At 63.0% G+C, this 26,281-nt stretch carries 20 protein-coding genes; 13 read left to right on the top strand and 7 right to left on the bottom strand.

Annotated elements, in window-relative coordinates:
• Window positions 1-232: 232 nt before the first annotated feature.
• From ligA to IAE36_RS21115, 4 genes are all read right to left on the bottom strand, one after another.
• On the bottom strand, window positions 233-2,563 hold the full coding sequence (gene ligA / locus IAE36_RS21130) for an NAD-dependent DNA ligase LigA (RefSeq protein ID WP_201214482.1): 2,331 nt from the start codon (window positions 2,561-2,563) through the stop codon (window positions 233-235).
• A 98-nt stretch (window positions 2,564-2,661) separates the two neighbouring features.
• A complete protein-coding gene (gene zipA, locus IAE36_RS21125; protein ID WP_201214481.1) occupies window positions 2,662-3,555 on the bottom strand; it encodes a cell division protein ZipA in 894 nt (297 codons plus the stop codon).
• 206 nt (window positions 3,556-3,761) lie between these two features.
• The gene (gene smc / locus IAE36_RS21120) at window positions 3,762-7,250 is read right to left on the bottom strand and encodes a chromosome segregation protein SMC (RefSeq protein ID WP_201214480.1); all 3,489 of its coding nucleotides are present in this window, start codon (window positions 7,248-7,250) and stop codon (window positions 3,762-3,764) included.
• Window positions 7,251-7,253: 3 nt separating this feature from the next.
• The gene (locus IAE36_RS21115) at window positions 7,254-7,913 is read right to left on the bottom strand and encodes a GntR family transcriptional regulator (protein WP_028632151.1); all 660 of its coding nucleotides are present in this window, start codon (window positions 7,911-7,913) and stop codon (window positions 7,254-7,256) included.
• 268 nt (window positions 7,914-8,181) lie between these two features.
• Between IAE36_RS21115 and xdhA the strand changes: the two genes are divergently transcribed.
• The 4 genes from xdhA to guaD are packed head-to-tail and all read left to right on the top strand — an operon-like array spanning window position 8,182 to window position 14,205.
• The gene (gene xdhA / locus IAE36_RS21110) at window positions 8,182-9,636 is read left to right on the top strand and encodes a xanthine dehydrogenase small subunit (protein ID WP_201214474.1); all 1,455 of its coding nucleotides are present in this window, start codon (window positions 8,182-8,184) and stop codon (window positions 9,634-9,636) included.
• The gene (gene xdhB / locus IAE36_RS21105; RefSeq protein WP_201214473.1) at window positions 9,629-12,028 is read left to right on the top strand and encodes a xanthine dehydrogenase molybdopterin binding subunit; all 2,400 of its coding nucleotides are present in this window, start codon (window positions 9,629-9,631) and stop codon (window positions 12,026-12,028) included. The genes xdhA and xdhB overlap by 8 nt, the downstream gene beginning before the upstream one ends.
• A gap of 10 nt (window positions 12,029-12,038) precedes the next feature.
• Window positions 12,039-12,884 carry a xanthine dehydrogenase accessory protein XdhC gene (gene xdhC / locus IAE36_RS21100; RefSeq protein ID WP_201214466.1) on the top strand — a complete coding sequence of 282 codons (846 nt, stop codon included), beginning with the start codon at window positions 12,039-12,041 and terminating at the stop codon, window positions 12,882-12,884.
• 10 nt (window positions 12,885-12,894) lie between these two features.
• The gene (gene guaD / locus IAE36_RS21095) at window positions 12,895-14,205 is read left to right on the top strand and encodes a guanine deaminase (RefSeq protein ID WP_201214464.1); all 1,311 of its coding nucleotides are present in this window, start codon (window positions 12,895-12,897) and stop codon (window positions 14,203-14,205) included.
• A gap of 15 nt (window positions 14,206-14,220) precedes the next feature.
• On the opposite strand, the gene IAE36_RS21090 is transcribed toward guaD, so the two are convergent.
• Entirely contained in the window at window positions 14,221-14,976 is a 756-nt protein-coding gene (locus IAE36_RS21090) for a GntR family transcriptional regulator (RefSeq protein ID WP_060483524.1), read from the bottom strand.
• A gap of 279 nt (window positions 14,977-15,255) precedes the next feature.
• Between IAE36_RS21090 and IAE36_RS21085 the strand changes: the two genes are divergently transcribed.
• Complete coding sequence (locus tag IAE36_RS21085; RefSeq protein WP_201214461.1) at window positions 15,256-16,605, top strand: NCS2 family permease; 1,350 nt, start codon at window positions 15,256-15,258, stop codon at window positions 16,603-16,605.
• Between the two features lie 150 nt (window positions 16,606-16,755).
• Here the strand turns inward: IAE36_RS21085 and uraH are convergent, their stop codons facing one another.
• Window positions 16,756-17,109: a hydroxyisourate hydrolase gene (uraH, locus tag IAE36_RS21080; RefSeq protein ID WP_060483528.1), complete on the bottom strand. Its 354-nt coding sequence runs from the start codon at window positions 17,107-17,109 to the stop codon at window positions 16,756-16,758.
• Between the two features lie 376 nt (window positions 17,110-17,485).
• Between uraH and puuE the strand changes: the two genes are divergently transcribed.
• The 7 genes from puuE (at window position 17,486) to IAE36_RS21045 (ending at window position 24,433) form a co-directional block, all read left to right on the top strand.
• Complete coding sequence (gene puuE, locus IAE36_RS21075) at window positions 17,486-18,412, top strand: allantoinase PuuE (RefSeq protein ID WP_201214458.1); 927 nt, start codon at window positions 17,486-17,488, stop codon at window positions 18,410-18,412.
• The gene (gene uraD, locus IAE36_RS21070; protein WP_201214453.1) at window positions 18,412-18,927 is read left to right on the top strand and encodes a 2-oxo-4-hydroxy-4-carboxy-5-ureidoimidazoline decarboxylase; all 516 of its coding nucleotides are present in this window, start codon (window positions 18,412-18,414) and stop codon (window positions 18,925-18,927) included. The genes puuE and uraD overlap by 1 nt, the downstream gene beginning before the upstream one ends.
• 46 nt (window positions 18,928-18,973) lie before the next feature.
• Window positions 18,974-19,477 carry an ureidoglycolate lyase gene (locus tag IAE36_RS21065; RefSeq protein ID WP_060483530.1) on the top strand — a complete coding sequence of 168 codons (504 nt, stop codon included), beginning with the start codon at window positions 18,974-18,976 and terminating at the stop codon, window positions 19,475-19,477.
• 60 nt (window positions 19,478-19,537) lie between these two features.
• A complete protein-coding gene (locus IAE36_RS21060) occupies window positions 19,538-20,851 on the top strand; it encodes a urate hydroxylase PuuD (protein ID WP_201214451.1) in 1,314 nt (437 codons plus the stop codon).
• Between the two features lie 232 nt (window positions 20,852-21,083).
• Window positions 21,084-22,439: a nucleobase:cation symporter-2 family protein gene (locus IAE36_RS21055; RefSeq protein WP_028632139.1), complete on the top strand. Its 1,356-nt coding sequence runs from the start codon at window positions 21,084-21,086 to the stop codon at window positions 22,437-22,439.
• Window positions 22,440-22,511: 72 nt separating this feature from the next.
• Entirely contained in the window at window positions 22,512-23,297 is a 786-nt protein-coding gene (locus tag IAE36_RS21050) for an outer membrane protein OmpK (RefSeq protein ID WP_201214450.1), read from the top strand.
• Between the two features lie 353 nt (window positions 23,298-23,650).
• Complete coding sequence (locus IAE36_RS21045; protein ID WP_201214448.1) at window positions 23,651-24,433, top strand: outer membrane protein OmpK; 783 nt, start codon at window positions 23,651-23,653, stop codon at window positions 24,431-24,433.
• A 40-nt stretch (window positions 24,434-24,473) separates the two neighbouring features.
• Here the strand turns inward: IAE36_RS21045 and IAE36_RS21040 are convergent, their stop codons facing one another.
• Window positions 24,474-25,388, bottom strand: a complete 915-nt coding sequence (locus IAE36_RS21040; protein ID WP_201214446.1) for a DUF808 domain-containing protein — start codon at window positions 25,386-25,388, stop codon at window positions 24,474-24,476.
• 133 nt (window positions 25,389-25,521) lie between these two features.
• Here IAE36_RS21040 and IAE36_RS21035 point away from each other — a divergent pair, with 133 nt between their 5' ends.
• On the top strand, window positions 25,522-26,133 hold the full coding sequence (locus IAE36_RS21035; RefSeq protein WP_201214444.1) for a TetR/AcrR family transcriptional regulator: 612 nt from the start codon (window positions 25,522-25,524) through the stop codon (window positions 26,131-26,133).
• Window positions 26,134-26,281: the final 148 nt, after the last annotated feature.

The following is a 26,281-nucleotide window of genomic DNA, read 5'->3' as shown; positions in this document are numbered from 1 at the left end:
CGCGATGCGCCGCGCGGGCGGCGCTCGGTCTCATAGGCGCAGATCATGTTGTGGCGAACACCTGGCAGCCCTGATGCAATCCCGGCCCAGGACCCTTCACCGGCAGAATGCGGTTGGGCTGGCAGGTGGTCGCCTTTCCAGGTGCAGCGCCTGGGAGATCAAGCGCCGCCCGCGCGGCGCATCGCGAGCTGCGCTCGCTCCTACGGGGGCGGGGTGAGGCAGCTTGGGATTATCAGGCCGTTATACCGTGCCCGGCCAAAAACGCCACGAACGCATCTTCATCCAGCACCTTGAGCCCCAACTCGCTGGCCTTGGCCAGCTTGGAGCCTGCACCGGGCCCTGCGACCACGCAGTGGGTCTTGCCAGAGACGGAGCCTGCCACCTTCGCCCCCAGGCTCTCCAGCTTGTCCTTGGCATTGTCGCGGCTCATGCGCTCGAGGGAACCGGTGAGCACCCAGGTTTGACCGGCCAGCGGCAAGCCCTCTGCCACTTTCTTCTCGCTGTGCCAATGCATGCCGAAGGCCAGCAACTGGGCTTCGATATCGCGGGCCAGTTGCTGATTGGCAGCATCGCGGAAAAACTCACGTACAGCGTCAGCCTGTTTGGTATTGAGGGCCTGGCGCAGGTCGATACCATCGGCGGCGATGATCTTGTCCAGGCTATCGAGCTTGGCCACCAGCTTTTCAGCACCGGTTGGGCCGACGGAGGCGATGTCCAGTTTGGCGATCAGGCCGGCAAGTGTGGTGCTGGCGGCAAACTCGGCAGCCAACTCACCTTCATCCTGCAATTGCATGCCACTGTCCAGAAGTTGCTGGATAACCTTCTGGTTGTGCTCGTCTTCAAAGAAGTTGTGGATTTCATACGCCACCTCCAGGCCGATATCAGGCAGGTAGGTAAGCACCTGCGGCAAGGCCTGCTGCACGCGCGCCAAGCTGCCCAGCGAACGGGCCAGCACCTTGGCGGTTTCCTCGCCCACATCCGGAATGCCCAGGGCGTAGATGAAGCGTGCCAAAGTGGGTTGCTTGCTGGCTGCAATGGCATCCAGCAGTTTTTTGCTGGACACTTCGGCAAAGCCTTCCAGGCCCACCACTTGGTCGAACTCGAGCTTGTACAGGTCTGCAGGCGAGGCGATCAGGCCTTCGTCCACCAGCTGCTCGACGCTCTTCTCGCCCAGGCCGTCGATGTCCATGGCACGGCGCGAAACGTAATGGATAATCGCCTGCTTGAGCTGGGCACCGCAGGCCAGGCGGCCGACACAGCGGTACACCGCACCTTCGCTGGTGGTTTCCTTGCCCTTGCTGCGCTTGACCAACTGGGTGCGCTCTACCTGCGACCCACACACCGGGCACTGGCTGGGCACCTGCACCGGGCGGGCGTGCTCGGGGCGGCGCTCCAGCACCACCTGCATCACCTGAGGGATCACGTCCCCGGCACGCCGGATGATGACGGTATCGCCGATGCGCAAGCCCAGGCGGGCGATCTCGTCCATGTTATGCAGGGTGGCGTTGGACACCGTCACGCCGGCCACCTTCACCGGTTTCAGGCGCGCCACCGGCGTCACCGCCCCCGTACGCCCTACCTGGAACTCGACGTCCAGCACCTCGGTGAGCTCCTCCATTGCCGGGAACTTGTGGGCGATGGCCCAGCGCGGCTCACGCGCGCGGAACCCCAGCTCGCGCTGGCTGGCCAGGCTGTTGACCTTGAACACCACGCCGTCGATTTCATAGGGCAGGCTGTTGCGCCGCTCACCGATGTCGCGGTAGTACTCAAGGCACTGCTCGATGCCTGCTGCATGGCGCAACTCGCGGCTGATGGGCAGGCCCCAGGCCTTGAGCTGCTCAAGCGTGCCGATATGGCTGTCGGCGATGGGTGCAGCCGCCTGGCCAACGCCATAGCAGCAGAACTCCAGGGGCCGGCTGGCAGTGATTTTCGAATCCAGTTGGCGCAGGCTGCCAGCAGCGGCGTTGCGCGGGTTGGCGAAGGTCTTGCCCCCGGCCTCGGCCTGGGTCGCGTTCAGCCGGTCGAAGCCGGCCTTGCTCATGAAGACCTCGCCACGCACCTCAAGCACGGCTGGCCAGCCTTGGCCCTGCAGCTTGAGGGGAATATTGCGCACGGTGCGCACGTTGGCGCTGATGTCCTCGCCGGTAGTGCCATCGCCCCGGGTTGCGCCCTGCACCAGGTGGCCATCCCGGTAAAGCAGGCTGACCGCCAGGCCGTCCAGCTTCGGTTCGCAGCTGTAGTCCACCGCACCGGGCTGGTCGAGGCCCTCCACCACGCGGCGCCCGAATTCACGCAGGTCAGCCTCTTCGAAAGCGTTGCCCAGGCTGAGCATGGGCACTTCGTGACGCACCTGGCTGAATGCAGCCAGTGCCGCCCCACCGACGCGCTGGGTAGGCGAGTCGGGGGTAACCAGGTGCGGGTTATCGGCCTCAAGCGCCTTGAGCTCGTTGAACAGGCGGTCGTATTCGGCATCGGGAACGCTGGGCTCGTCGAGCACGTAATAGCGGTAGTTGTGCTGGTCGAGCTCGGCACGCAGTTCGTGGATACGGGTTTCGGCGGTCATTTTCAGGTTCTCTTGCAAAGCAAAAGAGCAGCACTGGGCTGCTCTTGCACTTGAAACAGGGTGGACAGGGCTTGGCCAGACCTATCCACTTGGGCACATCAACGCTTCTGGGTCAGCGCCCGGCGCTCGAACTCGACAATGCGCTGGCGGTAGTGCTCGATGGTCTGGGCGGTCAGCACACTGCGCTGGTCGTCCTTGAGCTCGCCGTTGAGTTCGTGGGCCAGTTTGCGCGCTGCGGCCACCATCACGTCGAAGGCCTGCTTCGGGTGACGTGGGCCTGGCAGCCCCAGGAAGAAGCTGACGGCACGGGTGCTGAAGTGGTCGATGTCATCCAGGTCGAACACGCCTGGCTTCACGGCATTGGCCATGGAGAACAGCACTTCACCGTGACCGGCCATGCTTTCGTGGCGATGGAAGATGTCCATTTCGCCGAAGCGCAGGCCGCTTTCCAGGATGTTCTGCAGCAATGCCGGGCCTTTGAAACCGCCGTCGTCGCGGGAGATAACGCTGATCACCAGCACCTCTTCGGCAGGCGGCAGCTCCTTCACGCTGCTGTTGGCAGGCGCGGTGGACGTGTTGCGGGTATTGTCCGCGGCGAAGTCGTCATCGCTGTCGGCAAACAGGTCCGCTTCGCGGGGTTCGGCGGCAAGGCCCAGGTCGCCACGCGGGACATCTGCCGCCGCTGCGGCACGCTTGGGACGCTTGCTGGCTTTGACCGGCTTCACTTCGCGTTCGCGGTCGCGGCCCGACGCGCTGAGCGACGGCAAGTCGCTTTCGTCCAGCTCAGGCTCCTTGTGGTTATCCAGCACGCGGGAAGGGCCGAGCACCTCGGCGCTGCCACCCTCATCGTCCGCCACATTGGAGTAACTGCGGTCCAGACGGAATTTCAACTTGCCCTTGCCGCCGCGCATGCGGCGCCAGCCGTCGAAAAGAATACCGGCAATGACAATGATGCCGATGACGATCAGCCACTCGCGCAGACCGATTTCCATGTAATCCCGTGCCTCTAATAAAAATATGCTTGAAAACAAAGGCTTCAAAGGCCTTTAACACGTGGCGCCAACTCTATGTTCTGACAGGCGTTTTACCCACGCAAAAAACGAGTGACATTAAGCTAGCACGACCAAAGACAACTTTACACCGTCTGTCACACATGACAGGGGTATTTCACCGCACAATTCGCCCTCAGGGCTGCGTATCACCCGTCGACCATGGCCATGGCCGCCTCCACATCAACTGCAACAAGACGTGAACAACCCGGTTCATGCATGGTCACCCCCATCAGCTGATCGGCCATTTCCATGGCGATCTTGTTGTGGGTGATGTAGATGAACTGCACGCTTTCACTCATCTCCTTCACCAGCCGGGCATACCGCCCGACGTTGGCATCGTCCAGCGGTGCGTCGACTTCGTCGAGCATGCAGAACGGTGCCGGGTTCAACTTGAAAATGGCGAAAACCAGCGCCAGTGCGGTCAGTGCCTTCTCGCCGCCGGACAGCAAATGGATGGTGCTGTTCTTCTTGCCCGGGGGGCGCGCCATGATCGTCACCCCTGTATCGAGTAAATCTTCGCCCGTCAGTTCCAGATAAGCGCTCCCACCACCGAAAACTTTTGGGAAAAGTGCCTGTAATCCGGCATTTATCTGATCGAAGGTATCCTTGAAGCGGTTGCGGGTCTCCTTGTCGATCTTGCGGATGACGTTTTCCAGGGTTTCCAGCGCTTCCACCAGGTCGGCATCCTGAGCGTCGAGGTAGCGCTTGCGCTCAGACTGCTGCTCGTATTCTTCGATGGCCGCCAGGTTGATGGCGCCCAGGCGCTGGATGCGCGCGTCCAGTTGCTCCAACGCCTGCTCGGTGCCCGGCTCGGTGGCTTCGGGCTCAAGCGTAGCCAGCACGCCTTGCAGGTCATAACCGTCGGCGAGCAGCTGCTCCTGCAACGTGTTGCGGCGTACATCCAGGCCCTGGCATTCCAGGCGCAGTTGTTCAAGCTGGCCGCGCAGCAACTGGGCCTGTTGCTCGGCCTGGGTGCGGCGTTTTTCGGCATCGCGCAGTTCGCGGTCGGCCTCGTCCATGTGCAGGCGGGCCTGGCGCATTTCCTCGTCGACCCCCATGCGCCGTTCCAGCAGTTCTTCGAGTTTGAGGCGCAGTTCTTCGAGGGGTGCTTCACCCTCCTCCAGGTTCAGGCTCAATTGCTCCTGCCGCTCGCTCAGGCGTGCCGCCTGCAGCTCCAGGCGCTCCAAGGCCTGACGGGTGGAGTCATGCTGGGCCCGCAGCGAGCCCAGGCGCACGGCCAGCTGGTGGGCGTGGTCCTTGTGCTGGCGCGCGTCCTGGCGCAGCCGGTCCAGCCCCTCACGCAGCCGGTCACGCGACGCCATCAACTGCTCGCGCTGTTCGGTGTCCTGTGCCATCAGCTCCAGGGCCTCCTCCAGCAGCAGCCGGGATTCGCCTAACTGCTCGTGCTCGAGGGCGCGCTGCTCTTCCAGCTCGGCCAGCTCTTCCTGCAATCGGCGACGCCGCAGTTCCACCTGTTCGGCGCGGGCGCGCCCTGCCGACAGGCTGGCCTTGAGCTCACCGAGCAGGCGGTTCTCTTCCTGGGCGCGGCGGCGCAGTTGCTCGCGCTGCGCCTCCAGCGCCTGCTGCTGTTCGCGCAGGGCCTGGGCCTGCTGCTCAAGCTGCTGCAAGGCGTCCGCCTGCTGCAGTTGCTGTTGTTGCAGTTGCTCGATTTCCTGCCCGCGGGCCAGCACCCCGCCTTCGCCGCTGCCACCGCGCCGTACCCGCAAGAAGCGCCGCCCTACCCAATAGCCGTCACGGCTCACCAGGCTTTGGCCCGGCGCCAGCGTGGCCCGCCGCCTCAGCGCCTCGGCCAGGTCCTCCACCGGTTGCACCTGCGCAAGCCAGGGGGCCAGATCGGCGTGCCCCTGTACTTTGGCCAGTAAACTCCCAGGTATGGGCGCCGCCTCACCCCCTGCCTCCAGCAGGCACAGTTCGCCTTGCTCGAGGCCGGCCAGGTCCAACTGGTCGAAATCCTCCACCAGTACAGCCTGCAAGTCGGCGCCCAGCACCGTTTCCACAGCCAGCTCCCAGCCCGGCTCCACCCGCACGCTTTCGGCCAGGCGCGGGAGGTTGGCCAGACCGCGCGCCTGAAGCCACTCGGTAGCCCCGGTGCCCGGTTCAAGGGCGGCCTGCTGCAACGCCTCCAGCGACGCCAGGCGGCCGCCCAGGCGCTGCTGGTCACCCTGGGCCTGCTGCTGGGCCTGGCCCGCTTGCTGCAATTGCTCGCGCACACGTTCCAGGTGTTCTACCAGCTGTTGTTCGTCGAGCTGCAGTTCGTCCAGCAGCAATTCACTGCTGGCCACTTGTTCGGCCCATTCGAGCATGGCCGCGCCCTGTGGGTCTTCACCCAACTGCGCACGCTCCTCGCCCAGCTTGCGCTGACGGTCTGCCAGGCGCTCCAGGCTGGTTTCAAGTTGCTGCAAGCGCGCCTGCTGCACCTCGGCCTGGCGCCGCGGCTCGGCAGAACGGCTGTTGAAGCTGTCCCATTGCTCCTGCCAACCCTGCATGCCGGCCTCGGCTTCTTCCAGGGCTGCGGCCGACAGTTCGGCAGCGGCAACCGTCATGTCCTGCTCAGGCTCGAGCATGGCCAGCTCTTCACCCAGGGTTGCGAGCAGGGTGCGGTCGTGGCCCAGGTGCGACTCGGTTTCCAGGCGCGTACGCTCGGCTTCCTTGAAGTCGTCCTGCAACTGGCGCAGGCGCTGCTGGCCATGCTGAATGCTCTGCTCCACCCGGGCAATGTCGCCGGCCACCGAGTAGAAGCGGCCCTGCACCTGGTTGAAACGCTCGGACAATTCATGATGGCCATCGCGCAGCCGCTCGATGCTGGCGTCAGCATTGCGTTGCTCGGCCACCAACGCCTCGTGGGACACGTCCTGGTCGCCGATCACCGCCTGGCGCTGGCGCACCCGCTCGTCCAGCTCGCGCCAGCGCAACGCCGACAACCGCGCCTTCAACTGCCGCTCCTGGGCCTTGAACTCACGGTACTTCTCTGCTGCCTGGGCCTGGCGCTGCAGGCGCTCCAGCTGGCGCTCCAGCTCTTCGCGCAGGTCGGTCAGGCGGGCAAGGTTTTCCTGGGTGCGGCGGATGCGGTTCTCGGTTTCGCGGCGGCGCTCCTTGTACTTGGAAATACCGGCCGCTTCTTCGATGAAGTTGCGCAGTTCCTCGGGCTTGGCCTCGATCAGCTTGGAGATCATGCCCTGCTCGATGATCGAGTAGCTGCGTGGGCCCAGGCCTGTGCCCAGGAAGATGTCGGTGATATCCCGGCGCCTGCACTTGGTGCCGTTCAGGTAATAGCTGTTCTGCCCGTCGCGGGTGACCTTGCGGCGGATCGAGATTTCCGCATAGGCGGCATATTCGCCCACCAGGGTGGTTTCGCTGTTGTCGAACACCAGTTCGATGCTGGCCTGGCTGACCGGCTTGCGGCCGCTGGAGCCGTTGAAGATGACATCGGTCATCGACTCGCCGCGCAAGTTCTTGGCCGAGCTCTCGCCCATCACCCAGCGCACCGCGTCAATGATGTTGGACTTGCCACAGCCATTGGGGCCCACCACTGCGGCCATGTTGCTGGGGAAATTCACCGTGGTCGGGTCGACGAACGACTTGAACCCGGCCAGCCGAATGCACTTCAGGCGCATCGGTCAGCCTCGGCCCAGCGCCGCCAGCACCAGCTCGCAACTGCGCTGGCCGTAGGCGGTTAGCACCTCGCGAATGCGCGGCAGGTCACGCACGACCACGGCGTCGAGCAGGCGGGCGAACAGGTCCAGGTAATCGTTCATGCTGGCCTGGCGCTGGTCCAGCGACAGGTAGTAGGCGCGGCTCATGGCAGGCTGCAGGTTTTCGACCGTTTCCTGCAGGAAGGGGTTGTCGGCGAAGGGGTAAGCGGCGCGCATCACCGCAAAGCTCTCGGCCACGAACGCTTCGATGTCCCGCTGCTCATGGGCCAGCTGCAAGCGCTGCTGGATGGCCAGAAAGGGGCGCAAGTCGGCCTCCAGGCGCCATTTTTGTGCAACGGCATTGCCCAGCAGAATATAGAACTCGCTCATCAGCGCACACAGGCTGCGCACGCTGCGCTCGTCCAGCTCGGTCACGTGGGCCCCGCGGCGCGGCAGAATGGCGATCAGATGGCGGCGTTCGAGGATCAGCAGCGCCTCGCGCACCGAACCGCGGCTGACGTTGAGGGCCTGGGTTACCTTCAGCTCTTGAATGCGCTCGCCCGGCGCCAGCTCGCCGCGAATGATGCGCTCGGCCAGGTAGTCGGCAATCTGCTCGGAGAGGCTGTCCGGGGCCTTGAACGTCATGGTTTTCCTTCAAAATCATTGAACTGGGCACAAGGGGCGAAGTGTAGCGTAATTGCATACGCGTAGCGCAGAGGGGGCGCCGGGTTTATTTGACCGATGGGACAGCTGCCAGGACGGCGCGATCTATGCTTGTAACAAGCATAAAGCACCCGTTTGGGCTTGACCGCGCACCATTTCCTGACCTTTGAGTCAGAAAATTATTGACCCGAAACACGGGTGTTGCTTAGAGTCGGCCCAACAACAATAAAATCCTCTGCGAGGTCACCCCGTGATCCAGTTTCTCGTCAACCAGGTGCTGCGCAGCGAGCACGCCCTGGACCCGAACATGACCGTGCTTGAATACCTGCGCGGCCCGCTGGGCAAGACCGGTACCAAGGAAGGCTGCGCCAGTGGCGACTGCGGCGCCTGCACCGTGGTCGTCGGCGAACTCACCACCGGCCCCGATGGCACCGACAGCTTGCGCTACCGCAGCCTCAACGCCTGCCTTACGTTCGTTTCCAGCCTGCATGGCAAGCAACTGATCAGCATCGAAGACCTCAAGCACCAGGGCCAGTTGCACAGCGTGCAGCAGGCCATGGCCGACTGCCACGGCTCGCAATGCGGCTTCTGCACCCCAGGCTTTGTGATGTCGCTGTTCGCGCTGCAAAAAAACAGCGACGGCCCCGACCTGCAGCGTGCCCAGGAAGCCCTGGCCGGTAACCTGTGCCGCTGCACCGGCTATCGGCCCATCCTCGATGCCGCCCAAGCGAGCTGCAGCCAACCGTGCCGCGACCAGTTCGATGAGCAGCAGGCCCACACCATCGCCCGCCTCAAGGCGATTACCCCTACCCAGACCGAGGAGCTGAACAGCGGCGACAAGCGCTGCCTGGTGCCACTCACCGTGGCCGACCTGGCCGACCTGTACAGCTCGCACCCGGAGGCACGCCTGCTGGCTGGCGGCACCGACCTGGCGCTGGAAGTCACGCAGTTTCACAAGACGCTGCCGGTGATGATCTACGTGGGCCACGTGGCCGAACTCAAGCGCATCGAGAAAACCGCCACCCACCTGGAGATCGGCGCAGCCGCGAGCCTGACCGACTGCTATGGCGCCCTGCATGACGATTACCCGGACTTCGGTGCCCTGCTGCATCGGTTCGCCTCGTTGCAGATCCGCAACCAGGGCACGCTGGGCGGCAACATCGGCAATGCCTCGCCCATCGGCGATTCCCCACCCTTGCTGATCGCCCTGGATGCGCAGGTTGTGTTGCGCCAGGGCGAACGCCAGCGGACCTTGCCACTGGAACAGTACTTCATCGACTACCGCGTCACCGCACGGCAGGAAAGCGAGTTCATCGAGAAGATCCTGGTGCCGCGGGCCAACCGTGAATGGGCATTCCGCGCCTACAAGGTTTCCAAGCGCCTGGACGACGATATCTCTGCGGTGTGCGCGGCCTTCAACCTGCGTATCGAAAACGGCGTGGTGCGTGAGGCCCGGGCTGCGTTTGGCGGCATGGCGGCCATCCCCAAGCGCGCCCGTGCCTGCGAGGCCGCGCTATGCGGCGCTGCCTGGAACCAGGCCACTGTGGAGCGCGCCTGCCAGGCCCTGGCCGAGGACTTCACGCCACTCAGCGACTTCCGCGCCAGCCAGCAATACCGCTTGCTCGCCGCTCAAAACCTGTTGCGCAAATACTTCATCGAACAGCAATCGCCGCACATCGAAACCCGGGTGACCGCTTATGTCTAACCATCAGATCGCCAAGAGCCAGGCCGAGATGGCCGAGCTGTTCAGCCAGGACCTCACCACCGGCGTGGGGCGCAGCGTCAAGCACGACAGCGCCGACAAGCACGTGGCCGGCGAGGCGGTGTACATCGACGACCGCCTGGAGTTTCCCAACCAGTTGCATGTCTACGCCCGTACTGCCGACCGGGCCCACGCCCGCATCGTGCGGATAGACACCACGCCGTGCTACGCCTTCGAAGGGGTACGCATCGCCATCACCCACGAAGACATCCCAGGCCTCAAGGACATCGGCCCGGTGGTGGCAGGTGACCCGCTGCTGGCCATCGACAAGGTCGAGTTCTTCGGCCAGCCGGTATTGGCGGTGGCCGCGCGCGACCTGGACACTGCCCGCCGCGCGGCCCTGGCCGCCATCGTCGAGTACGAAGACCTGGAGCCGGTGCTGGACGTGGTACAGGCACTGCGCAACAAGCATTTTGTGCTCGACAGCCACACCCACCAGCGCGGCGACAGCGCAGCGGCACTGGCCAGTGCCCCGCACCGCCTGCAAGGCACCCTGCACATCGGCGGCCAGGAGCACTTCTACCTCGAAACGCAGATCTCATCGGTAATGCCCAGCGAAGACGGCGGCATGATCGTCTATTGCTCCACCCAGAACCCTACCGAGGTGCAGAAGCTGGTGGCCGAAGTGCTGGACGTGCCCATGCACAAAGTGGTGCTGGACATGCGCCGCATGGGCGGCGGCTTCGGCGGCAAGGAAACCCAGGCCGCCAGCCCCGCCTGCCTGTGCGCCGTCATCGCCCGCCTGACCGGCCAGCCCACCAAGATGCGCCTGCCACGGATCGAAGACATGACCATGACCGGCAAGCGCCACCCGTTCTACGTGGAATACGACGTAGGCTTCGACGCCACTGGCCGGCTGCACGGCATCAACCTCGACCTGGCCGGCAACTGCGGCTACTCGCCCGACCTGTCCGGCTCGATCGTGGACCGCGCCATGTTCCACTCCGACAACGCCTACTACCTGGGCGATGCCACCGTGCACGGGCACCGCTGCAAGACCAATACCGCCTCCAACACGGCCTACCGTGGTTTCGGCGGGCCGCAGGGGATGGTGGCCATCGAACAGGTCATGGACCACATCGCCCGGTACCTGGGGCTCGACCCGCTGAGCGTGCGCAAGGCCAACTACTACGGCAAGACCGAGCGCAACGTCACCCATTACTACCAGACGGTCGAGCACAACATGCTCGAGGAGATGACGGCCGAGCTGGAAGCCAGCTGCGATTACGCCGAGCGCCGCGAGGCCATCCGCCGCTTCAACGCTGCCAGCCCGGTACTGAAAAAGGGCCTGGCGCTGACCCCGGTCAAATTCGGCATCTCGTTCACCGCCACGTTCCTCAACCAGGCCGGGGCGCTGATCCACATCTATACCGACGGCAGCATCCACCTGAACCACGGCGGCACCGAAATGGGCCAGGGGCTGAACACCAAGGTGGCGCAAGTGGTCGCGCAGGTGTTCCAGGTGGATATCAGCCGCATACAGATCACCGCCACCAATACGGACAAGGTGCCCAACACCTCGCCAACGGCAGCCTCCAGCGGGGCCGACCTGAACGGCAAGGCGGCGCAGAACGCAGCAGAAATTCTGAAAAAACGGCTGACCGAATTCGCCGCCCGCCATTACCAGGTCACCGAGGAAGACGTGGAGTTTCGCAATGGCCACGTACGCGTGCGTGAACAGCTCGTGAGCTTCGAACAGCTGGTGCAACAGGCGTATTTCGGCCAGGTGTCGCTGTCCACCACGGGCTTTTACCGCACGCCGAAGATCTTCTATGACCGCAGCCAGGCACGTGGCCGGCCCTTCTATTACTACGCATTTGGTGCCGCCTGCGTGGAAGTGGTGATCGACACCCTGACCGGCGAGTACCGCATGTTGCGCGCTGACATTCTCCACGACGTAGGTGACTCGCTGAACCCGGCCATCGACATCGGCCAGGTGGAAGGCGGCTTCATCCAGGGCATGGGCTGGCTGACCACCGAGGAACTGGTGTGGAACAGCAAGGGCAAGCTGATGACCAATGGCCCGGCCAGCTACAAGATCCCGGCCGTGGCCGACATGCCGCTGGACCTGCGGGTGAAGCTGGTGGAAAACCGCAAGAACCCGGAGGACACGGTGTTCCATTCCAAGGCCGTGGGTGAGCCCCCCTTCATGCTCGGCATCGCTGCCTGGTGTGCGATCAAGGATGCCGTGGCCAGCATTGCCGATTACCGGGTACAGCCACAGGTGGATGCACCGGCGACGCCGGAGCGGGTGTTGTGGGGCTGTGAACAGATGCGCAAGGCGGGGGCTGCCGTGCAACCGGCGGTGCTCGAACTGGACACTGTGAACCACTGAGGGCTGCATCATGCATCAATGGATCAATGCCCTTGCCGACCACCAGGCCCGTGGCGAGGCCTGCGTGCTGGTGACCATCATCGAGGAGCGCGGCTCCACCCCGCGCAATGCCGGCTCGAAGATGGTGGTCAGTGCCACCGGGCTGTTCGACACCATCGGTGGCGGCCACCTGGAATACAAGGCCCTGGACATCGCCCGGCAGATGCTCGACGAGCAGCGCACCTCGCCACACCTGGAGCGCTTCAGCCTGGGCGCCAGCCTGGGCCAGTGCTGCGGTGGCGTCACCGTGTTGCTGTTCGAGCCCATGGCCACGGTGCAGGCGCACATCGCCGTGTTCGGCGCGGGCCATGTGGGCCGCGCTCTGGTACCCTTGCTGGCTGCCCTGCCCTGCCGGGTGCGCTGGATCGATTCGCGTGCGCAGGAGTTTCCGGCTTTCATTCCTGACGGGGTTACCCAGGTTGTCAGTGAAGAGCCGGTAGACGAAGTGCAGCACCTGCCGCCGGGCAGCTACTGCATCGTCATGACTCACAACCACCCGCTTGACCTCGAACTGACCGCCGCCATCCTCAAGCGTAACGACTTCACCTGGTTCGGCCTGATCGGCTCGAAAACCAAGCGTGTGAAGTTCGAGCATCGCCTGCGCGAGCGCGGCCATGACCCTGCGGTGATCGCACGCATGCGCTGCCCCATGGGCCTGGCCGAGGTCAAAGGCAAGCTGCCGATCGAGATTGCCGTGTCCATCGCCGGCGAAATCATCGCCACCTACAACGCCCGCTTCGGCCAGCACGACGCTGCCGCCAATGCCGGCCCCATTGCCCAGTTGCTGCCGCCCTCCCGGCGCAGCCAAGCTATTTGACGAGTGTGATATGACCGTTACCCGCAAAGCCTACCGTGCCGCCATCCTGCACAGCATCGCCGACCCCGCCGAGGTCGGCCTGGAGGCCTCCCACGCGTACTTCGAAGATGGCCTGCTGGTGGTCGACCAGGGGCGCATCAGCGCCGTGGGCCACGCTGCCGACCTGCTGCCGACCCTGCCGGCCGACATGCCGGTGGAGCACTACCCGGACGCGTTGATCACCCCGGGCTTCATCGACACCCATATCCACTTCCCGCAGACCGGCATGATCGGCTCCTACGGCGAGCAGCTGCTGGACTGGCTGAACACCTACACCTTCCCCTGTGAAAAGCAGTTCGCCGACAAGGGCCACGCCGATAACGTCGCGAAAATCTTCCTGAAGGAGCTGCTGCGTAACGGCACCACCACCGCGCTGGTGTTCGGCAGCGTGCACCCTGAATCGGTCAACGCCCTGTTCGAAGAAGCAGAACGCCTGGACCTGCGCCTGATTGCCGGCAAAGTGATGATGGACCGCAACGCACCGGACTACCTCACCGACACCGCCGAGTCGGGTTATGCCCAGAGCAAGGCCCTGATCGAGCGCTGGCACGGCAAGGGCCGCCTGCACTACGCCGTTACCCCCCGCTTCGCGCCGACCAGCACGCCCGAGCAACTGGCCATGGCCGGGCAGTTGCTCAAGGAGCACCCTGGGGTGTACCTGCACACGCACCTGTCGGAAAACCTGAAGGAAATCGACTGGGTAAAATCGCTGTTCCCGGAACAGAAAGGCTACCTGGATGTGTACGACCACTTCGAGCTGCTGGGCGAGCGCTCGGTGTTTGCCCATGGCGTGCACCTGTGCGACGAAGAATGCCAGCGCCTGGCAGACACCGGTTCGGCAGTGGCGTTCTGCCCCACCTCCAACCTGTTCCTGGGCAGCGGCCTGTTCAACCTGCCCCAGGCCGAGCGCTTCAAGGTCAATGTGGGGCTGGGTACCGACGTGGGTGCCGGCACCAGTTTCTCCCTGCTCAACACCCTGAATGAGGCCTACAAGGTGATGCAACTGCAGGGCGCGCGCCTGCACCCGTACAAATCGCTGTACCTGGCTACCCTGGGCGGTGCCCGTGCGCTGCGCCTGGACGACCGGATCGGCAGCCTGCGCCCGGGTAACGACGCAGACTTCGTGGTGCTGGACTACAAGGCCACACCACTGCTGGACTACCGGATCCAGCAGTCCAAGAGCATCGAGGAAACATTGTTCGTGCTCACCACCCTGGGCGATGACCGCACCATTCGCGAAACCTACGCAGCAGGGCGCTGCGTGCATCAACGCGATGCCTGATGCACCCGCAAGGTGTCAGCCTTTGGCTGCCACCTTGGGTTTCTTCAGCAAATGGGAGAACACCGCATGCAGGTCGTCCGAGGCGCTTTCTTCGTCCAGGTTCAGCTTGCTGTCGATGTGGTCCATGTGGTGCATCATCAGGCTCACCGCCTGGGCCGCATCGCGCGCTTCTATGGCATCGATCAGTTGCATGTGCTCGTCGTACGAACAGTGCGAACGGTTGCCGCTTTCGTACTGGGCGATGATCAGCGAGGTTTGCGATACCAGGCTGCGCTGGAAACTCACCAACGGCGCATTGCCTGCAGCCTCGGCCAGCTTGAGGTGGAATTCGCCGGAGAGGCGAATACCTGCGCCGCGATCACCCCGAGAAAAGCTGTCGCGCTCTTCTCGCACCATGTGGCGCAGCTCGGCCAGTTGTTCGGCGGTGGCGTGCTGCACCGCCAGTTCAGTGATGGCCCGTTCCACCATACGCCGCGAGAAAAACACCTGGCGCGCCTCTTCCACCGTGGGGCTGGCCACCACTGCGCCGCGGTTGGGCCGTAGCAGCACCACGCTTTCGTGGGCCAGACGCGACAGGGCGCGGCGGATGATGGTACGGCTGACGCCGAAGATCTCGCCCAGGGCTTCCTCGCTCAACTTGGTGCCCGGCGCCAGGCGCTGCTCCAGGATGGCCTCGAAAATATGCGCGTAGACGATGTCGTCCTGGGTGCCACTGCGGCCGGCCTTGCCGGCACGCGCAGGTTTCTTCAGAGGTTGCAGCTGGTCGTTCATGGGCGCTCGAGCATGAAGGAAGGTATGGCGTCATTGTACACAGGCTGAGCCGTTTCTGCAGGTGGCCTTTTGCGCATATAGCGAATGTACGGCGCAATGCGCATACAAAATAAAAAACAGTATTTGCATTCTTTGTACACAAACGCATAATCGCCCTGTCAGTTTCCTGACCTATAGGTCAACAAAATCGGGTTACTGCCACCCCTCTCGGAGCCGCCAAGTGCATTGCTCAGGACAACGGGCTCCATAACAACAAGAAAGACTTGAGGAGTACTCGCTGTGGAAAGCCGCAAATCCGAAGCCCCCCTGCTGGATGCTGCACCGCCCCGCGAAACGGGCTGGCTGGAACGCATCTTCAAACTCAGGCAGCACGGCAGTACCGTCAGAACCGAGCTTATCGCCGGGGTGACCACGTTCATCACCATGGCCTATATCATTTTCGTCAACCCCAACATCATGGCCGACGCCGGCATCGACCACGGGGCGGCGTTTGTCGCCACCTGCATCGCCGCCGCGTTGGGCTGCCTGCTGATGGGCCTGTACGCCAACTGGCCGGTTGGCCTGGCGCCTGGCATGGGCCTGAATGCCTTCTTCACCTACACCGTGGTCGGCACCATGGGCTACAACTGGGAAACGGCGCTGGGCGCGGTATTTGTGTCAGGCGTGCTGTTCATGTTCCTGACCCTGTCCAGGGTGCGCGAATGGCTGCTCAACAGCATTCCTGTGAGCCTGCGCCACGCCATGGGTGCGGGCGTGGGGCTGTTTCTTGGGCTGATCGGCCTGAAAACCGCCGGCATCATCGTTGCCAGCCCATCCACACTGATCAAGCTGGGCTCCTTGCACGAACCGGCGCCGCTGCTGGCGGCCGTGTGCTTCCTGCTAATCGCCATCCTCAGCTACAAGCGGGTGTTCGGCGCCATTCTGATCAGCATCATCGGCGTTACCTTGGCGGGCTGGGGCCTGGGTCTGGTGAAGTTTGGCGGCGTGGTCTCGATGCCGCCAAGCCTGGCCCCTACCTGGATGGCCATGGACGTGGCCGGTGTGTTCAACGCCAGCATGATCAGCGTAGTGCTGGCATTTCTGTTCGTGCACATGTTCGACACGGCGGGCACGCTGATGGGTGTGGCCCAGCGGGCCAACCTGGTGGCGCCGGACGGGCGTATCGAAAACCTGTCCAGGGCGCTGAAGGCCGACAGCGCCTCGAGCGTGTTCGGTGCCGTGGTCGGCGTGCCACCGGTGACCAGCTACGTTGAAAGCGCCGCCGGGGTGGCGGCCGGGGGCCGCACGGGCCTGACCGCCGTGGTAGTGGGCGTGATGTTCATCGCCGCCATGTTCTTCGCCCCCCTGGCTGGCATGATCCCGGCCTACGCCACGGCCGGCGCCCTGATCTACGTGGCAATGCTGATGATGGGCAGCATGGCGCACATCAATTGGGACGAAGCCACCGACAGCATCCCGGCAATCGTCACGGTGATCATGATGCCGCTGACCTTTTCGGTTGCCGACGGTATTGCGCTGGGCTTCATCAGTTATGTGGCGTTGAAGGCCGGCACCGGCAAATACAAAGAGGTTTCCGCCAGCCTGTGGGTGCTGTGCGTGATCTTCATCGCCAAGTTCATATTCTTATAAAACTATTAGGTATAACCAAGGCGCCTGAGCGCCTTGGTTAACGCGTCAGCGCTACGCGACATTCGCAAAGGCAATCGTCAGGGCCAGACGAAAAAAAGCCCGCCAGTGTGAGGGCGGGCAAGGACCTACGAAGATGCGTCTAGCGACCCACTAGCTACCTCGATAAGTCGAATAACTGTACGGCGAGATCAGCAACGGCACATGGTAGTGCTCCTGCTGTTCATCAATGCCAAAACGCAGCACCACCACATCCAGAAACGCCTGGGCCGGCAATGGCGTGCCGCGGGCGCGGTAATAGTCACCGGCGCTGAACTGCAGCTGGTACACACCCGTGCGGTAGTTGTCGCCTTGCAGCAGCGGCGCATCGACGCGGCCATCACTGTTGGTCAGCGCTGTATTTACCAGCTCCAGCTGCTGGCCTTCAACGCGGTAGAGCTCCACCTTGATGGAGCTGCCCGGGCAGCCATGGGCGGCATCGAGTACGTGCGTGGTCAAACGTCCCATCTGCTTGTGGCCTCTTGTTCATCAATGGGCAAAATGTACACAACCGCTGCACCGCAACAGCGCACGCAGTGTGCCTGACGGGTGTCATTAAGACAGTTGAAGCCAGAATTGTACACAATTTTCTGCCTCATCCAGAAACCGATAGTCTCAGCTCAGGAAGCGGCTTGGTTGCAGCGGGCTCGCAGGGGCGTGCATTATTAACTGACCATTCGGGCAGGTTTCTTGCAAGTGTTCAGGACGCGACAAATGGGCAGAAATACGGAAAAACAGGCTTACAAAAGATTTCATAAGTTGTATACAATCAGCCCATCCGGTGGTGCGACACAGCGACGCGGCCCGCCCACCCCCGCACAAACGCACAAGAAGGAAGACTGCAGTGAGCGCTGACTATCCTCGCGACCTGATCGGTTACGGTAACACCCCTCCTCACCCGCACTGGCCAGGCAATGCCCGCATTGCACTGTCTTTCGTGCTGAACTACGAAGAAGGCGGCGAGCGCAACATCCTGCACGGTGACAAGGAATCCGAAGCCTTCCTGTCGGAAATGGTCGCTGCCCAGCCGCTGCAGGGTGTGCGCAACCAGAGCATGGAGTCGCTTTACGAGTATGGCAGCCGCGCCGGGGTATGGCGCCTGCTCAAGTTGTTCAAGGACAGCGGCGTGCCGCTGACCATCTTCGCCGTGGCCATGGCAGCCCAGCGCCACCCTGACGTGATCCGCGCCATGGCCGAAGCCGGCCACGAGATCTGCAGCCACGGTTACCGCTGGATCGACTACCAGTACATGGACGAGGCCCAGGAACGCGAGCACATGCTCGAAGCCATCCGCATCCTCACCGAAATCACCGGCGAGCGCCCCCTGGGCTGGTACACCGGCCGTACCGGCCCCAATACCCGCCGCCTGGTAATGGAAGAAGGCGGCTTTTTGTACGACAGCGACACCTACGACGATGACCTGCCCTACTGGGAGCCCCGCAACCCGACCGGCAAACCGCACCTGGTGATCCCGTACACCCTGGACACCAACGACATGCGCTTCACCCAGGTGCAGGGGTTCAACTGCGGCGAACAGTTCTACCAGTACCTGAAAGATGCCTTCGACGTGCTGTACGCCGAGGGCGCCGAAGCGCCCAAGATGCTCTCCATCGGCCTGCACTGCCGCCTGGTAGGTCGCCCGGCAAGGCTGGCGGCGCTCAAGCGCTTCGTCGACTACGCCAAGCGCCATGAGCAGGTCTGGTTTGCACGGCGCGTAGACATCGCACGCCACTGGCACGCCACCCACCCGTACCGCAAAGGGAACGCCTGATGACCGCTTTCAACACCCTGCAACCCTCCACCCTGGGCCGCGAAGCATTCGTCGAGGCGTTTGCCGACATCTACGAACATTCGCCGTGGGTCGCTGAAAAAGCCTACGACCTGGGCCAGCCCCATGAGCTGGACCAGGTCGAGGCGCTGCACCAGCGCATGAGCACTATCCTGCTCGATGCACCGCACGCTGACCAACTGGCCTTGATCAACGCCCACCCGGATCTGGCCGGCAAGGCAGCCGTGCAAGGCGAGCTGACGGCATCGAGCACCAACGAACAGGCCGGTGCGGGCATCCACCAGTGCACTGCGGCAGAGTTCGCCCGCTTCACCGAGCTGAACGATGCCTACAAAGCCAAGTTCCAGTTCCCGTTCATCATGGCGGTGCGTGGCAGCAACCGGCACCAGATACTGGCCGCATTCGAGCAGCGCATTCACAACGACGCCGAAGCCGAGTTCCGCGAAGCGCTGACGCAAATCAACCAGATTGCCCTGTTCCGCCTGCAACAGCTGTAACCCCCGACGATTCTTTAGAACAACGCACAATAGAAGAGATAACCGCATGCGCACCCTGATGATCGAGCCCCTGACCAAAGAAGCCTTCGCCCCCTTCGGTGACGTGATCGAAACCGATGGCAGCGACCACTTCATGATCAACAACGGCTCGACCATGCGCTTTCACAAGCTCGCCACGGTCGAAACCGCCGAGCCTGAAGACAACGCCATCATCAGCATCTTCCGCGCCGAAGCGCTGGACATGCCGCTGACCGTGCGCATGCTGGAACGCCATCCGCTGGGCAGCCAGGCTTTCATCCCGCTGCTCGGCAACCCCTTTCTGATCGTGGTCGCGCCCGTTGGCGATGCACCTGTATCAGGTCTGGTCCGTGCCTTCCGCAGTAATGGCAGGCAGGGCGTCAATTACCATCGCGGCGTCTGGCACCACCCGGTGCTGACGATCGAAAAGCGGGATGACTTCCTGGTGGTTGATCGCAGTGGTGCAGGTAACAACTGCGATGAGCATTACTTCAGCGAGGAGCAGATGCTGATCCTCAATCCCCACCAATAAGAAAAGGTCGGTCATGCCCCGTCATCGTCCCGGGGCTGTGGTCGGCAAGAGGTACATACTGTGGAAGCACACCTTCACGAGTGGCTGAACCTGAGCATTCGCTGGGTTCACATGATCACCGGCGTGGCCTGGATCGGTGCATCGTTCTACTTCGTCTGGCTGGAAAACAACCTCAACCGCAGCAACCCGCGCGATGGGTTGTCGGGTGATTTGTGGGCCATACACGGGGGTGGTATCTACCACCTCGAAAAATACAAGCTGGCACCACCGAAAATGCCCGAGAACCTGCACTGGTTCAAATGGGAAGCCTACTTCACCTGGATGTCCGGCATTGCCCTGCTGTGCGTGGTGTTCTACTGGAACCCAACGCTGTACCTGCTGGCCCCGGGCAGTACCCTGAGCGGCGCCGAGGGCGTGGCCATCGGTATCGGTTCGCTGGTGGCCGGCTGGTTCGTCTACGACTTCCTCTGCGACTCGCCGCTGGGCAAAAAGCCCATGCTGCTGGGTGCGGTGCTGTTCGTGCTGATCATCGCGGCCTGCTGGGGCTTCAGCCTGGTGTTCAGCGGCCGTGGCGCCTACCTGCACACAGGCGCCATCATCGGCACCATCATGGTCGGCAACGTGTTCCGCATCATCATGCCGGCCCAGCGCCAGCTGGTGGCGGCGATCAAGAACAACACCACGCCCGACCCGTTACTGCCGGCCAAGGGGCTGCTGCGTTCGCGCCATAACAACTACTTCACCTTGCCGGTGCTGTTCATCATGATCAGCAACCACTTCCCCAGCACCTATGGCAGCCAGTACAACTGGCTGATCCTGGCCGGGATCGCCGTGGCCGCGGTGCTCATCCGCCATTACTTCAACACACGCCACGACAGTAACAAGTACGCCTGGACCCTGCCCGCCGGCGCCCTGGCGATGATCTGCCTGGCCTACGTCACCGGCCCCCGGCCAATGGCCGTGAGCCCTGAGCAAGCTGCCGCGAAGGTGGAGTACCAGCCACTGCCGGCCACGGCAGTGGGCGGCAAGACTGCCGCCGAGCTGCGCGCCGAGCAGGCGGCCAAACCGGCTGAAGCCGCCGCCCCCGCGCAAGCGGCTGCCCAGGCAGGTGGCGACAGTTTCGACAAGATTCACAACGTCATCCAGGAACGCTGCACCGTGTGCCATTCGTCCAAACCGACCAGCCCACTGTTCAGCGCCGCCCCGGCCGGCGTGATGTTCGACACCCCGCAGCAGATCCAGGCCCAGGCTGCGCGCATCCAGGCGCAGGCCGTGGCCAGCCAGATCATGCCGCTGGGCAACATCACCCAGATGACCACCGAAGAGCGCAAGCTGGTGGGTGACTGGATCGCCAAAGGCGCCCCGGTCAACTGACCACACCCCGCCGGCCAACCCGCCCCCGACATTCCCTTGCTGGGGTGGGCTTGCCGAGCACCTGACTGGCGCATAGAGGCCGCTAGCCAAAGGCCTCAACGCGCCTGTGTTACGCAACAAGCAAGCATCGAGCGCCAGGTTTCATGGCGGTAACCCAGCATTTCGTGCTGGAACGTACCGCCTGATACCTGCTGCTTGGATCCGAGAATAAAAACAAAACTCGAGGTGCTGCATGTCCGAGTCACGCAAGGCCTACATTCCAGTAGCGCCACCCCGACAGCCGTTGCCGCTGTTCCAACTTATCCTGGTGGGCCTGCAACATGTACTGCTGATGTATGGGGGTGCCATCGCGGTGCCGCTGATCATTGGCCAGGCCGCAGGGCTGTCCCGCGAAGAGGTTGCCTTCCTGATCAACGCCGACCTCCTGGTGGCCGGTGTTGCAACCATCGTCCAGTCCTTCGGTATCGGCCCTGTGGGCATTCGCATGCCGGTGATGATGGGCGCCAGCTTTGCCGCCGTCGGTAGCATGGTGGCCATGGCCGGCATGCCCGGTGTTGGCCTGCAAGGCATTTTTGGCGCCACCATCGCCGCCGGGTTCTTCGGCATGCTGGTCGCACCGTTCATGTCCAAGGTGGTGCGGTTCTTCCCACCCCTGGTCACCGGCACCGTGATCACGTCCATTGGCCTGTCGCTGTTCCCTGTGGCCGTGAATTGGGCAGGCGGGGGCCAGCAGGCCACCACCTTCGGCTCGCCGGTCTACCTGCTGGTGGCCGGCCTGGTGCTTGCGGTCATCCTGCTGATCAACCGCTTCATGCGCGGGTTCTGGGTGAATGTCTCGGTGCTGGTGGGCATGGGCCTCGGCTACCTGCTGGCCGGCGCCATCGGCATGGTCGACCTGTCAGGGCTGGGGGCTGCACCCTGGTTGCAGGTAGTAACGCCCCTGCACTTTGGCATGCCCACCTTCAGCCTGGCGCCCATCCTGTCCATGTGCCTGGTGGTGGTGATCATCTTCGTCGAGTCCACGGGCATGTTCCTGGCGTTGGGCAAGGTCACCGACCGGGAAGTCACCCCGGGGATGCTACGGCGCGGCCTGCTGTGCGATGCCGGCGCATCGTTCATCGCCGGTTTTTTCAACACCTTTACCCACTCCTCGTTCGCCCAGAACATCGGCCTGGTGCAGATGACTGGCGTACGCTGCCGCTACGTCACCGTGGTTGCCGGTGCCCTGTTGGTGCTGCTCAGCCTGCTGCCCAAGGCGGCGTTCCTGATTGCCTCGATACCACCGGCCGTGCTGGGCGGCGCCTCCATCGCCATGTTCGGCATGGTCACCGCCACAGGGATCAAGATTCTTCAGGAAGCCGACATTGGTGACCGGCGCAACCAGTTGCTGGTGGCGGTCAGCGTGGGTTTCGGGCTCATCCCGGTGGTGCGCCCGGAATTCTTCGCCCAGATGCCCCAGTGGATGGAGCCGATCACCCATAGCGGCATTGCCATGGCCACCGTCAGTGCACTGGTGCTGAATGTGCTGTTCAACATTCTGGGCGGGGCTGACCGCGCGGCGCACAATGCGCCCTGCCACCCCCACTGAAGACCGGGGCGGCGCCATGCCGCCCCTGCCCGCCGCACCAACCAACAAGAACAATAAGGCCGGGAGCCACCCATGAAACACATCACCTCGTCCCTGTTGCTGGGCAGCAGCCTGCTGGCCAACGCGCCCGCCTATGCTGGCGAATGGCTGCAATGGCATGGCGAAAGCCTGACCTACCTGTATGGCAAGGATTTCAAGGTAAACCCTGATATCCAGCAAACCCTCACGTTCGAGCACGCCAACAAATGGAAGTACGGCGACACTTTTCTGTTCGTCGACAAGATCTTCTACAACGGCAAAGCCGACCCGGGCAAAGGCGTGACCACTTACTACGGCGAGTTCAGCCCGCGCCTGTCATTGGGCAAGATCCTCGACCGCAAGCTGGCCTTCGGGCCGATCAAGGACGTGCTGCTGGCCATGACCTACGAGCGCGGCGAAGGTGACAACGAGGCGTACCTGATCGGCCCGGGGTTTGACCTGGACGTGCCGGGTTTCAACTATTTCGTGCTCAATTTCTACGTGCGCAACACCGAGGGCAGCCGCCCGGGCGATAACGTCTGGCAAATCACCCCGGCCTGGTCGTACACCGTGCCTGTCGGCAAATCCGACATTCTGATAGACGGCTACATGGACTGGGTCACGGACAACGACCAGAACCGCCGTGGCACCTACCACGCCAACCTGCACTTCAACCCACAGGTGAAATACGACCTGGGCAAGGCCCTGAATTTCGGCGCCCGGCAGTTGTACGTGGGCTTTGAATACAGCTACTGGAAAGACAAATACGGCATCGACAGCCGCGGCAGCCTGAGCACCAACCAGAGCGTGGCCAGCGCCTTGGTCAAGGTGCACTTCTAGGAAGCTGACCAAACGCACAAGTTTGTACCCACGTGCGCCAGGAAGGAGCACTTGAGGCCAGGCGCGCAAGCCAGTAACCTGCGCGCCCCCTCGATCGGGGCAGAACGGATTCTGCCTGCGTTAACTGACCGCTCAGTCAATGAATTCGGGCGGTTGGCCGACGTGTTGCCAGCCAGAAAGACCCTTTTCATCCGTTCAGAACGACGTCGAGCAGGACGGTTCGGCCAACCTGGAAAAGTTGGCGCGACCCTTGCCAAACAGCTATGGCCAAACGAAAAAAGCTGACTAAAAAGACAGAAAAAGCGCCATCAACGAGCGCTGACAACTGACCAATCAAGGGAGCGACACACGCGATGCGTATCATCAACAGCCTGATCCTGGCCGGCGGCCTGCTGGCGTGCGGCACCACCTTCGGTGGCGACCTGCTGCAGTGGCAGAGCAACAGCCTCACCTACCTGTGGGGCAAGAACTTCAAGGTCAACCCGCCGACCCAGCAAACCGTCACCTTCGAGCATGCCGATGGCTGGAAGTACGGCGACAACTTCATCTTCGTCGACAAGATCTTCTACCAAGGGCAGAAAGACAGCGGCAATGGCCCGAACACCTACTACGGCGAGATCACCCCGCGCCTGTCGTTCGGCAAGATCTTCGACCAGAAATTTGAGCTCGGCCCCATCAAGGACGTGCTGTTGGCCATGACCTACGAGTTTGGCGAAGGTGATACCGAGGCATACCTGATCGGCCCAGGGTTCGACCTGGCGATCCCGGGCTTCGACTACTTCCAGCTGAACTTCTACCAGCGCACCACCGACGGCAGCCGCCCGGGTGACAACGTCTGGCAGATCACGCCTGTGTGGTCGTACACCATCCCAGTGGGCTCGTCGGATGTGCTGATCGATGGCTACATGGACTGGGTGGTGGACAACGACGAAAACCGCCGCGGCACCTACCAGGCCAACCTGCACTTCAACCCGCAGATCAAGTATGACCTGGGCAAGGCCCTGAACCTGGGCGAAAAACAGCTGTACGTGGGTGTGGAATACGACTACTGGAAGAACAAGTACGGGATCAAGGACAGCGACGGCTTCACCACCGACCAGAACACCATGAGTTTCCTGGTCAAGGTGCTGTTCTAACCTGAGTGCGCGGCCGGCGCAGCAGCACCGGCCAGCCACCTTACTGGGCGGGGCGCAATGCCTGCCACAGCTTGCTCGCCCCACTCACCACCGCCAGCACCACGGCACCGGCGACCACACCGGCCACGCCGTTGAGCAGCGCGCCCGTCAACGCCCCGCCCCGGCCCTCGCTGAACGCCTCGACAGCATGGTGCAAAGGCGCGATGCCGTGTACCAGAATGCCGCCACCGACCAGGAACATGGCCGCCGTGCCGACCACCGACAGGGCTTTCATCATGTAGGGCGCGGCCCGCAGGATGCCGTTGCCGATGGCCTGTACCAGGCGCGAAGCCTTGCGGCTCATCCACAGGCCCAGGTCGTCCAGCTTCACGATCCCGCCCACCACCCCGTACACACCGATGGTCATGACCACGGCGATGCCCGACAGCACGATGATCTGCTGGGTCAGTGGCGCATCGGCAACGATGCCCAAGGTGATGGCGATGATCTCGGCAGAGAGAATGAAGTCGGTGCGCACGGCACCCTTGATCTTGGCCTTCTCGAACGCCACCAGGTCGGTGTTCTGGTCCGCCAGCGCCTCGCTGCGCTTGGCACGCCTGGCCTGTTCTTCGTCCTTGTCGTGGAAGAACGCATGCGCCAGCTTCTCGAAGCCCTCGAAGCACAGGTAGGCCCCCCCCACCATCAGCAACGGTGTGACCGCCCAGGGGATGAACGCGCTGATCAACAGCGCCGCCGGCACCAGGATCGCCTTGTTCATCAGCGAGCCCTTGGCCACTGCCCACACCACGGGCAATTCGCGGTCGGCGCTCACGCCTGTCACCTGTTGCGCATTGAGTGCCAGGTCATCCCCCAGCACGCCAGCGGTTTTCTTTGCCGCGACCTTGGTCATCAGCGATACGTCGTCGAGCAGCGTGGCGATGTCGTCGATCAGTACCAGTAGACTGCTTGCTGCCATAATTATGCTGTTTCCAAGTGTGTGAATGAGCCGGAGTCTAGCCCAAGGCCGCTGCCTTGAGCGCCCGTCAGGCACGGTGCTACCATGCCCGATCCCTCTTAGAGGTGGCCAGACACGAGGAAGATCCCTGACCATGAGCACCATTCGCGAGCGCAACAAGGAACTGATCCTGCGCGCGGCCAGCGAGGAATTCGCCGACAAGGGCTTCGCGGCCACCAAGACCAGCGACATCGCGGCCAAGGCCGGGCTGCCCAAGCCCAACGTGTACTACTACTTCAAGTCCAAGGACAACCTGTACCGGGAAGTGCTCGAGAGCATCATCGCGCCGATCATGCAGGCCTCCACGCCGTTCAACGCCGATGGCGACCCCAGGGAAGTGCTCAGCGCGTACATTCGCTCGAAAATTCGCATTTCCCGTGACCTGCCCCATGCGTCCAAGGTGTTTGCCAGCGAGATCATGCACGGCGCACCGCACCTGTCACCCAGCCAGGTGGAACAGCTGAATGCGCAGGCACGGCACAATATCGAGTGCATCCAGCACTGGATCGACCATGGTCAGATCGCCCATGTGGATGCGCATCACCTGATGTTCAGCATCTGGGCAGCGACCCAGACCTATGCCGACTTCGATTGGCAGATTTCGGCTGTGACCGGCAAGGCCAAGCTGGCCGACAGCGACTACGATGCTGCTGCCGAAACCATCATCCGCATGGTGCTCAAAGGCTGCGAGCCTGAGGCAGCCTGAGTACTGCGCTGGCCCTTTCGCGGGTGAACCCGCTCCCACAGGGGCATTCAGCCCTGGGGCAGAGGCTGTAGTGGGGCAGACGCTGGCTTGCACAAGACCCGAGAGCTGGCGCCATCATTGTGGGAGCGGGTTCACCCGCGAAAGGGCC

Origin of the sequence: Pseudomonas sp. S36, from assembly GCF_016647875.1 — a bacterium.
Taxonomy (GTDB): Bacteria; Pseudomonadota; Gammaproteobacteria; order Pseudomonadales; family Pseudomonadaceae; genus Aquipseudomonas; species Aquipseudomonas parafulva.
Note: the sequence above shows the minus strand (reverse complement) of the source record. Positions and strands in the feature narration are given on the sequence as shown.